Source organism: Streptomyces sp. NRRL S-350, from assembly GCF_000719705.1.
Taxonomy (GTDB): domain Bacteria; phylum Actinomycetota; class Actinomycetes; order Streptomycetales; family Streptomycetaceae; genus Kitasatospora.
In genome coordinates this window covers 141,353-153,317 of record NZ_JOHO01000005.1, presented here as the reverse complement: position 1 = coordinate 153,317, position 11,965 = coordinate 141,353, and the positions used below count along the sequence as shown (strand labels likewise).

Below are 11,965 nucleotides of genomic sequence, written 5' to 3'. Positions count from 1 at the left end.
GCCACCACACCCCTGGCCCGGCCGGGGTCCGGCGAACCCTGGCCCTGGAGACACCCGCCATGACCGCCGGCTCCAACCCGTACACCGACCCCACCGCACGCCGCCCCCTCCTCAACCGGGAGGCGCGGCTGCGCCAACTTCCCTCCATCGAAAGAGACTTCGTCCGCTTCGGCGAGATGCCGGACCTGAACCGCTGGCTCGATCAGATCCGTGCCACCGGCGGCTGCACCGAACCGATCTACCTCACCGGACACACCACCACCCTCGACGCCGCCACCGGCGAAATCCTGCGCCACTACTCGACCGCCACCGAACCCGGCGGCCGGCTCGCCGTCCGCTGCCGCAACCGCCGCGCCACCCGCTGCACGCCCTGCTCGCGCGAACACAGCGGAGACACCTTCCACCTGGTCCGCTCCGGCCTCATCGGCGGCAAGGGCATCCCCGAATCGGTCCGGACGCACCCGCGGCTCTTCGTCACCCTGACCGCGCCCTCCTTCGGCCCGGTCCACCGAACCGGCGAGTGCCACAGGGTCCGGCGCCGGCGCTGCGAGCACGGCGGCCGGCACGGCTGCGGCCGGACCCACCCGGACACGGAACCGCTGATCGGGCAGCCGCTGTGCGCCGACTGCTATAACTACCCCGGCCACGTCCTGTGGAACGCCATGGCCCCGGCGCTGTGGAAGGCCGTCCGCGACAACCTCTACCACCCCCTCGCCGCCCGGGCCGGCGTCGGCCGGTCGCAGGTGCGCACGCTGGTTCGGGTCTCCGCCGCCAAGGTCGCCGGGTACCAGAAGCGCGGCGCCGTCCACTTCCATGCCGTCGTCAGACTCGACGGACCCGACGGGCCCAGCAGCCCGCCTCCGGCGCAACGGGTGGCCTCCTCCTGGAGGCGGTTCGCTCGGCTGCCGTCGTGGCGCTGCCCGTCCCCGAATCGGCGGCTTACGGCGGAGGACGGTTCGGCTTCGGCATCCAGCTCGACGCCCACCCGCTCACGAACGGGGACGGCGGACGACTCACGGACGACGCCGTGGCCGCCTACGTTGCCAAGTACACGAGCAAGAGCGTGGAAGCCGCCGGCGCCGTCGACCGCCGCATCGATTCCCTCGCGGAGATACGGGCCCTGCGCGTCAGCCCGCACGTCCGGGCCCTCATCGCCACCGCCTGGCGCCTCGGCGCCCTGCCCGAACTACAACACCTGCGCCTCCGCGCCTGGGCTCACATGCTTGGCTACCGCGGGCACTGCCTCACGAAGACCCGGGCCTACTCCACTACATATGGGCAGCTCCGGGAGGCCCGTGCTGACCACGCCCGCGGCCTGTACGCCGACTGGGACACCGAGACCGTCACAGACAGCGCCTGGCGCTTCGCCGGAACCGGGCACACGGCGGCCGAAGCCCTCATTGCCGCAGGGGTCGCCGAAGACCTCGCCACGAACCGGGAGCTCGCCCGTGAAGACGCCGACGGTGCTGACTGGTCAAGGGGGGAGCAGGTGACGGCCCAGCGTGCCGGGGTCGGCAGGCTGTCCGATCCTCGGGCGGTGGCACCGGCTCCGACGCGACGGCAGGCACTCCGAGCCCCGATCATCGAGAGCGAGATCGTCATCGTGGACGATGAGGGCCGCGAGGAGCCGTACGACTCCGCCAAGCACTGATCACCACAGCCCCCGCCGCTGCCGACGGGGGCTGTGGTGATCAGTGCTTGCTCGCGAAGTCGTCCTCCTTGATCACCAGCCGGTCGCGGTAGTCCCTGGGGATCCTGAGCTTGAGGTGCACGGCGGGCTGCCGCTGCCCGGGGACCTTCATGCGGGTGACCTTGCAGGTGACGCCTACCCGGAGCAGATCGGCAGCCATGGCTTCCATGCCACCGGCCTCCCACTGCTCTCTGAAGGTCTTGCCGTTGGCCGCGTTGACCCACCGGTCCTGGGTGGAGTCGGGGTCGATGGCCGCCAACTCGTCGATGAGCTGGTTCAGCGTCTCCTCCGCCTGCTCGCGGGTGAAGGCGGTGCGGGCGAAGCGTCCTCCCGGCTCCAAGCCCTTCATGTAATAGGAGACGGACTCCTCCAGCTGCCTCTTCCGCTTCAAGGCCTCGGCCCCTTTGGCGTACTCCCGGACCAGGACCGGTTCGTCTCCAAGCACCTTCAGCACGTCCCGTACGAGGGCGGCGTTCACCCCGTCCGGGTCGTTGATCCCGAGGCCGCCGCCCTTGCAGCCGCTGCACCGCAGGTACTTGTACTGGACGCCCTTGGTCGTCGTGACCTGCACGGTGATGTTGGTGTCGCAGTCGTCGCACACGAAGACCCCGAGGAACTTGGTGGCGCCGCCCTCCTGTCGGGCGGGCTGGTTCTTCCCCCACCTGTCGAGGTCCCGGCCGAGCTGCGCGAACTCGTCCTCCGTGAAGATCGGCTCCGCGACCTTGATCGGCTTGCCGTCCTTGCCGAGGATCAGCTTGGACCGGCGCCCGACGCTGCCCTTGTCCTCCTCCACCCGGTACCCCATGAGCGCGGGGTTCCGGAGCCTCCGGAGATGGGTCGCCGTGGTCAGCCCCTCGGAGCCGGGCACTCCTGCGCGCTTGATGATCCGCACCTGGCGGGACGCGGAGATCTTCGACGCCCGGCGCCGACTCCAGCGCAGCACCTTGTGGGCCGTCTCATCGATGGCCAGGACGGTCCGGCCGTTCCCGTCCACGACCGTCCGGTAGCCGTACGGCGGCTTGCCGACCAGCCACTCGGTCTGGGTCTTGGCGTAGTCCCACAGGCTGGTGACCCGGGTGGAGGTATTGGCCGCCTCGATCTCGGTGATCCCGCCGATCAGCGTGATCATGACCTTGCCGACCACGGTGGTCAGGTCGATCGCGTCGTTCTTGGAGACGAGGTTCTTCCCGTACTTCAGGCACCACTCGATCATGGTGCTGAGGTCCGAGAGACGGCGTACGAAGCGGTCCAGCTTCCAGAACAGCAGGACGTCGAACTCCGGCACCCGGTTGTTCAGCCAGTCCCCGAGCTGCTTGCGCTTCCACGGCGGGACCTTCGTGGCGCTCACGTTGAGGTCGCTCGCGACCCCGACGACCCGCACGCCCATGTCGCGGGCGAGCATCCGCAGGTCCAGCTCCTGGCGCACGGGCGACGTGGTCTCGTCCGTGAGCACGCTCAGCCGGATAGAGAGGAGAGCCCGCGGAGCGTCCTCGGGCAGCTGGGCCTCCGCCCGCTTCAGTTCCTCCAGGAGTCTGAGGTCCGCCGGCGACCACTCGGCGTCCACGTCGTACTGCTGCTGTCGCTGCGCCGATGCGCCGCGCTTCGAACCTCGTCCCATGTCCACGGACGCTAGCGATGTTTTTTGATCCATGTCCATATGGGTCCAGATAGACACCCACATCCAGATCGGCCCCACCGGGAAGAAGATGCTGCCGCTGACGGTCGTCAACAAGTAGCGGTGGCCGTCGACGTGGCCGTCGGCGCGTGACGCTCCCCACACCGCGGGCCCCCGGTCGGAACGTTCCGACCGGGGGCCCGCGGCGTGGGGCTGACCAGGGGGCGGAACGAGGGGGGCGGTGGGGCGCGTACCCTTTGAGGTGACAGAGTCCGGGCAGTGGCGCGAACACGCCACGCCGGACGGGGACAACTGACTAAGGACTGAGTGACCCTGGCACGCCGTACGCCCGACGGTCCGCCGCCCGCGCCGACGGTGCAGCGGATTCGTCTCCGCTACACCAAGCGCGGCCGGCTCCGCTTCACCAGCCACCGCGACTTCCAGCGCGCCTTCGAGCGCGCCCTGCGCCGGTCCGCCGTTCCGATGGCCTACTCGGCCGGCTTCACCCCGCACCCGAAGGTCTCCTACGCCAACGCGGCCCCGACCGGGGTGGCGAGCGAGGCGGAGTACCTGGAGATCGGCCTGGCGGCCGTGCGTGACCCCGAGCAACTGCGGGCACAGCTGGACGAGTCGCTGCCCGCCGGCCTGGACGTGATCGACGCGGTCGAGGTGCGGACGCCGAACTTCGTGGAGCGCCTGGAGGCCTCCGAGTGGCTGGTCCGGCTGGACGGTGTCGAGCCGGACCAGGCGGCCCGTGCGGTGGCGCGGTTCCTCGCCGAGGATCTGGTCGAGGTCGAACGCCTGACCAAGAACGGCGTGCGGGTCTTCGACGCGCGCGGCGCGGTGGCGGCGCTCGAGATCGTCCCACCGCAGGTCGCCACCGGTGCGGACACGGAGGCCGGAACCGATCACGATGTTCGGACCGGCCGTCCCTGTGCGATACTGCGCCTGGTAGTACGACACGCCACACCCGCCGTACGACCCGACGACGTATTGTCCGGTCTCCGTGCGACGGCCGACCTGGCGCCGCCGGTCCCCGCAGAGGTGACCAGGCTGGCGCAGGGGCCGCTCGACGAGGGGACCGGCACGGTGACCGACCCGCTGGCGCTCGACCGCGCCGCGGCCCCGGCCGGCTCGGAGCCGGGCGCCGGGCCGCGCGCTACCGCGCCCGCCTAGCGGGCGGAGGCCGGGGTTCCAGTGCCTCACTGGGCCCCGATGGTCCTCCAGGGTTCCCGCAGCTCCCCAGGGGAGCGAGCGTCGTCGCCGAAAAGGCCTGCCACCCGGGGCCTGCCGACCAGGACGGTCGGTGGGCCCGGGGCCCCGTCCGGGAGCCACCCGGGGTTGGGGGACGGCTCAGCTTGGGAAAACCTTCAGAAGACTGGTCAGACCAGAAGACTTTCGACACCCCGCCGAAGCGCGGGGCGCCGAGCGAGACTACGAGCCCCTGTGCGGCCTCGCGTCCGCACGGCGGCACTCTGAACGGGTCCGGCCCGCGCATCGTCGAGATGCCGGCCGCCCACGGGTGCCGTGCCGTGCCCGGATGCGGAGCCCGGGGGCCTGACGGGAGATCCACCCGCATGCTCGATAACACCGATCCGCACCAGACTGCGGCCACGGACCAGAACGAAACCGCCGGGACCGGCGGCGAGGGCGCGTCCGCCGCGCCGCCGCGCCGCCGTCGCCGTGCGGTGTCCCGCCCGGCGGGCACCCCGCAGGGGGCGGCCGCCGAGGCGGCCGAGACCGTCCTGCCGGCCGAGACGCCGGCGGCGGAGACCGCCCCGGCTCCGGCCGACGAGCCGGCGGCCGAGAAGCCCGTCCGAGCCCGCCGCACCCGCAAGCGTGCCGAGGCCCCGGCCGGAGCGCCGGAGACGACCGCCATCGTGGTCACCGCGCCGCAGCCCGACGAGGCACCGGTCGAGGAGCAGGCCGCGGAGCGGGCCACCAGGACCGCCCGGGCCGCCAAGGCCGAGAAGCCCGCGAAGGCGGAGAAGGCCGCGAAGGCCGAGGACGGCCAGGCCGAGAAGGCGGAGAAGCCGGTCCGGGCCCGCCGCGCCCGCAAGCGTGCCGAGGCGCCCGCCGGTGCGCCCGCCGCCGAGGTCGAGGCTCCCGCCGCCGAGGCGCCCGCCGTCGAGGCTCCCGCCGCTGCCCCGGTCGCCGCCGAGCCGGCGGCCGAGGAGGCCCCCGCGGCTCCGGCCCGCCGTGCCCGCCGCCGTCGGGTGGTCGAGGCCGCTCCGGTCGTCGAGGCCCCGGTCGAGGAGCCGCAGGTCGAGGAGCCCGCCGCCGCGGAGGAGCCCGAGGAGGAGGCCGAGGAGGCCGCCGCCGCGCCGGTGGCCGAGCCCGCCGCCGCTCCCGCTCCCGCTCCCGCCGCCGAGGCCGAGCCGCACCACCGCGTGCGCCGCCGCGCCGTCCGCCCGGCGACCGCGGTCTTCCAGGCCCCGGTGTTCCAGGAACCCGCCCCCTACACCCCGCCGTCCGCGCAGCAGCAGCAGCAGCAGCAGCAGCAGCAGCAGCAGCAGCCTGCCGCCGCCCCGGCGCCGGCCGCTTCGGCACCGGTCGAGGCCCAGGCCCCGGCCGCGGCCGGGCGCTCGGAGGAGGACGAGTACGAGTACAGCGGCGTCGGCCGCCGTCGCCGGGTCCGCACCCGGGTCGAGTCGGGCCGCCGCAAGCCGGCTGCCGCGGCACCGGCCGCCAAGGCTCCCGCTCCCGCCGCCAAGGCGCCGGCCGCTCAGGCACCCGCGGCCCAGGCCCCGGCCGCTCCGGCCCGGGTCGAGACCCCTGCCGTCGAGGCGCCCGCCGTGGAGGCCCCCGCCGCCGGTCCGGAGACCGAGGCCGAGTGGGAGGACGACGGCCGTCCGTCGCGCCGTCGCCGCCGGGGCGGCCGTCGCCGTCGCCGTGGCGAGGCCGAGGACTTCGAGGTCACCGAGGTCGAGCAGCCCGCCGCCGAGGAGCCGGTCGCGGTCCTGGACGACGAGGACGAGGAGGCGGACGACGATCTGGCGGCCGGCCTGTCCTCGTCCCGCCGCCGTCGCCGCCGTCGCCGCCGCAGTGGTGAGGCCGGCGCCGTCGAGACCGCCGAGACCACCGAGGACGGCGTCCGCACGGTGGTGAAGGTGCGCGAGCCGCGCCGCCGCTCGACCGAGCCGTCCTTCGACCCGGACGAGGTGCAGTCCATCAAGGGCTCGACCCGTCTGGAGGCGAAGAAGCAGCGCCGCCGGGAGGGCCGCGAGCTGGGCCGCCGCCGGGTGCCGATCATCACCGAGGCCGAGTTCCTGGCCCGCCGCGAGTCCGTCGAGCGCGTCATGGTGGTGCGCCAGAACGGCCAGCGCACCCAGATCGGCGTGCTGGAGGACGGCGTGCTGGTCGAGCACTACGTCAACAAGGAGCAGGCCACCTCGTACGTCGGCAACGTCTACCTGGGCAAGGTCCAGAACGTGCTGCCGTCGATGGAGGCCGCCTTCGTCGACATCGGCAAGGGCCGCAACGCGGTGCTGTACGCCGGCGAGGTCAACTTCGGTGCGCTGGGCGGCCATGGCGGCCCGCGCCGGATCGAGTCGGTGCTGAAGTCCGGCCAGTCCGTGCTGGTGCAGGTCTCCAAGGACCCGATCGGCCACAAGGGCGCCCGCCTGACCAGCCAGATCTCGCTGCCCGGCCGCTACCTGGTGTACGTGCCCGAGGGCTCGATGACCGGCATCTCGCGCAAGCTGCCGGAGAACGAGCGCGCCCGCCTGAAGCAGATCCTCAAGAAGATCGTCCCGGACGACGCGGGCGTCATCGTGCGCACCGCCGCCGAGGGCGCCTCCGAGGACGAGCTGACCCGCGACGTCCAGCGGCTGCAGCAGCAGTGGGAGGACATCCAGAAGAAGGCCGCCTCCGGCAACGCCCCGGCGCTGCTGTACGGCGAGCCGGACATGACCGTCCGGGTCGTCCGCGACATCTTCAACGAGGACTTCACCAAGGTCATCGTCTCCGGCGACGAGGCGTGGAAGACCATCCACGAGTACGTCTCCAACGTGGCGCCGGACCTCGCCGAGCGGCTCCAGCGGTGGACCTCCGAGGTGGACGTGTTCGCCACCTACCGGATCGACGAGCAGCTGATGAAGGCGCTGGACCGCAAGGTCTGGCTGCCCAGCGGCGGGTCGCTGGTGATCGACCGCACCGAGGCGATGGTCGTCATCGACGTCAACACCGGGAAGTTCGTCGGCCAGGGCGGCAACCTGGAGGAGACGGTCACCCGGAACAACATCGAGGCGGCCGAGGAGATCGTGCGCCAGCTGCGGCTGCGCGACCTCGGCGGCATCATCGTGATCGACTTCATCGACATGGTGCTGGAGTCCAACCGGGACCTGGTGCTGCGCCGACTGCTGGAGTGCCTGGGCCGGGACCGGACCAAGCACCAGGTGGCGGAGGTCACCTCGCTGGGCCTGGTCCAGATGACCCGCAAGCGGGTCGGCCAGGGCCTGCTGGAGTCCTTCTCCGAGGCGTGCGTGCACTGCAACGGCCGCGGCGTGATCGTCCACATGGAGCAGCCGAGCGCCCACGTCCACACCCCGGCCGCCACGGCGGGCGAGGGTGCCTCGGGCAGCGGCAAGCGCCGTCGCCGGGGCAAGGGCGGCGCGGCCCACGAGGAGCCGCAGGGCGTCGAGGCCGCGGTGGCCGAGGCCGCCGAGGAGCTCGCGCAGGCCGCGCTGGAGGCCGTCGCCGAGCAGGTGGCCGAGCCGGTGCACGAGGAGATCGAGGGCCAGCTGGCCCTGGAGGTCCCGGGTGTCGAGGCCGCCGCCGAGGCTCCGGCCGTCGAGGCACAGGTCGTCGAGGCGCCCGTCGCCGACGTGGCGCCGGCCGCTCCGGCGGGCCGCCCGCGCCGCCGTGCGGTGCGCAAGGCGACCGCTCCGGCCGGTTCGCCGGACACCGCGGAGATCGTGGTGCTGCAGGCGAAGGCCGAGGCGGCCCTGGAGGCGGCCCTGGAGGCCGCCGCCCCGGTCGTCGCGCAGGCCGCCGTCGAGGCGGCGGCCGAGCCGGTCGTCGCCGCTCGGGCCGAGGTCGTCGAGGCCCCGGCCGCGGAGGCAGCCGAGCCCACCGAGACCCCCGCCGAGGAGGCCCCCGCCGCTGAGGCGGCGGCCACCGAGGCCGAGGCGGAGGAGGCGCCGGCGCCGAAGAAGCGGGCCGCCCGCAAGACCGCCGCGAAGAAGACCGCCGCCAAGAAGACGGCCACGGCGGCCAAGAAGACCACCGCCCGCAAGACCGCGACCAAGCGGACGAGCGCGGCGGCCAAGAAGGCCGCGGCCGCCGAGGGTGATACGGCAGCCGAGTAGTGCCCACGCCCGGGGCGGGAGCCATCCCGCCCCGGGTCGTACGGGCCGGTTTGCCCCCTGGGCGGCCGGTCCGTATTCTTGACCATCGGCGTGTCTACGCCATGCTCCCGAGCACATCACCTTCCCGGGGTCGCCGCTTTCGCGCGGCGTGACGGGGAGAGGCTCCTGTGTCCGTACCCAGGTGGCTGGCGTCGGGGGTTCCGACCGAGCAAGGAAAGCAGGTACCGCATGTACGCGATCGTTCGCGCAGGCGGCCGCCAGCACAAGGTCGCCGTTGGCGACGTGCTGGAGATCGACCGCATCGAGGCCAAGCCGGGTGACTCGGTCGAGCTCTCGACCATCCTCGTCGTCGACGGTGACGCTGTCACCTCCGACCCGTGGGTCCTGGCCGGCGTGAAGGCTCACGCCGAGGTGGTCGACCAGACCAAGGGTGACAAGATCGTCATCCTGCGTTACAAGAACAAGACCGGCTACCGCCGCCGTCAGGGCCACCGCCAGAAGCACACCGCGGTGCGCATCACCAGCATCGACTCGGTCAGCAAGTAAGGGGATAGCGAGATATGGCACACAAGAAGGGCGCAAGCTCTACCCGTAACGGCCGTGACTCGAACGCCCAGCGCCTCGGCGTGAAGCGCTTCGGCGGCCAGGTCGTCTCGGCCGGCGAGATCATCGTCCGCCAGCGCGGCACCCACTTCCACCCGGGTGCGGGCGTCGGTCGCGGTGGCGACGACACCCTGTTCGCGCTGACCGCCGGTGCCGTGCAGTTCGGCAACCGCCGCGGCCGCAAGGTCGTCAACATCGTGGCCGTCGAGGCCTGAGTCCCCGCGGACTCCCGAGTCGGCTGAAGACTCACAGTGAGGGGTGGGCCGGAATTATCCGGTCCACCCTTCACGCTTTACGCAGGTAGCAAGCAGACTCTCGCACTGGAGGCACACCCATGACCACCTTCGTGGACCGCGTCGAACTTCATGTCGCCGCGGGTAACGGGGGCCACGGCTGCGCCTCCGTGCACCGCGAGAAGTTCAAGCCCCTCGGCGGGCCTGACGGCGGCAACGGCGGTGAGGGCGGCAGCGTCATCCTCACCGTGGACTCCCAGGTCACCACCCTGCTGGAGTACCACCACTCGCCCAAGCGCAAGGCCACCAACGGCAAGCCGGGCGCGGGCGCCCACCGCACCGGCGCGGACGGCGAGGACCTCGTCCTCCTCGTGCCGGACGGCACCGTGGTGCTGGACCGCAGCGGCAACGTGCTGGCCGACCTCGTCGGCCACGGCACCAGCTTCGTCGCCGCGCAGGGCGGCCGCGGCGGCCTCGGCAACTCGGCGCTGGCCTCGGCCCGCCGCAAGGCGCCCGGCTTCGCGCTGCTCGGCGAGCCCGGCGAGGCCCGTGACATCGTCATGGAGCTCAAGTCCGTCGCCGACGTGGCCCTGGTGGGCTACCCGAGCGCCGGCAAGTCCTCGCTGATCTCGGTGCTCTCCGCCGCCAAGCCGAAGATCGCGGACTACCCGTTCACCACCCTGATCCCCAACCTCGGCGTGGTCACCGCGGGCGACACCGTCTACACCGTCGCCGACGTGCCCGGCCTGATCCCGGGCGCCAGCCAGGGCCGGGGACTGGGCCTGGAGTTCCTGCGGCACGTCGAGCGCTGTTCGGTGCTGGTGCACGTGCTGGACTGCGCCACCCTGGAGCCCGGCCGCGACCCGCTGACCGACCTGGAGACCATCGAGGCCGAGCTCGCCGAGTACGGCGGCCTGGACGACCGACCGCGTCTGGTCGCGCTCAACAAGGTGGACGTCCCGGACGGCCAGGACATCGCCGACCTGACCCGCGCCTCCCTGGAGGAGCGCGGCTACCAGGTGTTCGAGGTCTCCGCCGCCTCCCGCAAGGGCCTGCGCGAGCTGAGCTTCGCCCTGGCGAAGATCGTCGCCGACGCGCGCGCGGCCAAGCCGGTCGAGGAGTCCACCCGGATCGTGCTCCGGCCCAAGGCCGTCGACGACGCGGGCTTCACCATCACCGAGGAGGACGGCGCCTTCCGCATCCGCGGCGTCAAGCCGGAGCGCTGGGTCCGCCAGACCGACTTCAGCAACGACGAGGCCGTCGGCTACCTCGCCGACCGGCTGGCCCGCCTCGGCGTCGAGGAGAAGCTCTGGAAGGTCGGGGCGCACGAGGGCGACACCGTCATCATCGGCCCGGACGACAACGCCGTCGTCTTCGACTGGGAGCCGACCATGGCCGCCGGCGCCGAGATGCTCGGCCGCCGCGGTGAGGACCACCGCATGGAGACCCAGCGTCCGGCGGTCGACCGCCGCCGCGAGAAGCAGAAGGGCCGGGACGCGGCCGAGGCCGAGTTCCTCGCCTTCGAGGCGCTCTCCAGCAGCCGCCCGGCCGCCATCGAGGGCGACGACGAGGACTGAGCCGCCCCGAGCGGCTGACGCGGACGGCCCCCGCCACCTGTCGAGGTGGCGGGGGCCGTCCGCGTGTGCGGGGACACCCGGGGCGCCCGGGGCCTCACTTGGTCCAGGCGGCCTGGACCTTGGTGGGGTCGGTCGAGTCGCCGTAGCCGACCATCGCCGGGGAGCCGCCGGCCGGGAAGCTGACGATGTCGCAGCCCTTGAACTCGACGCCCTTGGTGGCCCCCGAGAAGTTCGGGGTCGTGCACTTGGCGACCGGGGTCGAGCCGACCGGGTTGGCGAACATCGCGGTGTTGCCGGAGGCGTCGTAGATCTTGAACTTGGAGTCGGGGGCGGTGAAGCCCAGCTTGGTGTCCCCGAGGTTCTTCATGGTCCAGCTGACGTAGAACAGCGCCCGCCCCTCCAGACCGGCGGTGTTCGCCTTGGCGTCCTGGAAGTCCTTGAGCGAGCCCGGTGCGACGCCGGTGACGGTGAACTCCAGCTTGGCGCTGGTGTTCGAGGTCTTGTCGACGAAGTCCACGGTGGCGGGCTGACCGAACTTCACGGCGGCGCCGGCCTGGGGCAGCTTGCCGCCGCCGGCCCCGCCGGCCCCGCCGGCCCCGCCGGCCCCGCCGGCCCCGCCGCCCGCGGCGCCGGCCGTCCCGGCGCCGCCGGTGGCCGCGCTTCCGCCGGCCCCGCCCGTGGCTGCGCCCGACGGGGCGGCGGTCGAACCGCCGGCCGCGCCGCCGGCGGCGGCACCACCGGCGGTGGCGCCCGGGGCCCCGGTGGTCGGCGCCGGTGCGGCGCCGGTGGCACCGCCGGCACCGGTCGACGGGTCGGAGTTGTCCGGCCCGCAGGCCGCGAGCGACAGGGCGGTGGCCGCCGCAAGGGCGGCGACGGTCAGCTTGGTGGTGTACGAACGCATGGTGCGCTTTTCTCCCGGGCGCGCGACCGCGAACCGT

At 73.0% G+C, this 11,965-nt stretch carries 7 protein-coding genes and 1 pseudogene; 6 read left to right on the top strand and 2 right to left on the bottom strand.

The genetic code is table 11. The annotated features are described in order from the left end of the window. Positions 1 to 59: 59 nt before the first annotated feature. Positions 60 to 1,651, top strand: a pseudogene (locus tag IF30_RS50760) (replication initiator). Between the two features lie 40 nt (positions 1,652 to 1,691). On the opposite strand, the gene IF30_RS0107570 reads toward IF30_RS50760, so the two are convergent. Next, complete coding sequence (locus tag IF30_RS0107570) at positions 1,692 to 3,308, bottom strand: recombinase family protein (protein ID WP_107054347.1); 1,617 nt, start codon at positions 3,306 to 3,308, stop codon at positions 1,692 to 1,694. Between the two features lie 372 nt (positions 3,309 to 3,680). Here IF30_RS0107570 and IF30_RS0107560 point away from each other — a divergent pair, with 372 nt between their 5' ends. The 5 genes from IF30_RS0107560 (at position 3,681) to obgE (ending at position 11,027) form a co-directional block, all read left to right on the top strand. Next, the gene (locus IF30_RS0107560) at positions 3,681 to 4,481 is read left to right on the top strand and encodes a TIGR03936 family radical SAM-associated protein (protein WP_030233764.1); all 801 of its coding nucleotides are present in this window, start codon (positions 3,681 to 3,683) and stop codon (positions 4,479 to 4,481) included. A 401-nt stretch (positions 4,482 to 4,882) separates the two neighbouring features. Next, positions 4,883 to 8,614, top strand: coding sequence for an Rne/Rng family ribonuclease (locus IF30_RS0107555; RefSeq protein WP_030233761.1), 3,732 nt, complete (start codon positions 4,883 to 4,885; stop codon positions 8,612 to 8,614). Between the two features lie 228 nt (positions 8,615 to 8,842). After that, positions 8,843 to 9,160: a 50S ribosomal protein L21 gene (gene rplU / locus IF30_RS0107550; protein ID WP_030233759.1), complete on the top strand. Its 318-nt coding sequence runs from the start codon at positions 8,843 to 8,845 to the stop codon at positions 9,158 to 9,160. A 14-nt stretch (positions 9,161 to 9,174) separates the two neighbouring features. After that, positions 9,175 to 9,432, top strand: coding sequence for a 50S ribosomal protein L27 (rpmA, locus tag IF30_RS0107545; RefSeq protein WP_030233756.1), 258 nt, complete (start codon positions 9,175 to 9,177; stop codon positions 9,430 to 9,432). A 119-nt stretch (positions 9,433 to 9,551) separates the two neighbouring features. Next, complete coding sequence (obgE, locus tag IF30_RS0107540; RefSeq protein WP_030233754.1) at positions 9,552 to 11,027, top strand: GTPase ObgE; 1,476 nt, start codon at positions 9,552 to 9,554, stop codon at positions 11,025 to 11,027. 94 nt (positions 11,028 to 11,121) lie between these two features. On the opposite strand, the gene IF30_RS47570 is transcribed toward obgE, so the two are convergent. Next, positions 11,122 to 11,928, bottom strand: a complete 807-nt coding sequence (locus IF30_RS47570; RefSeq protein WP_030233751.1) for a hypothetical protein — start codon at positions 11,926 to 11,928, stop codon at positions 11,122 to 11,124. Positions 11,929 to 11,965 lie beyond the last annotated feature (37 nt).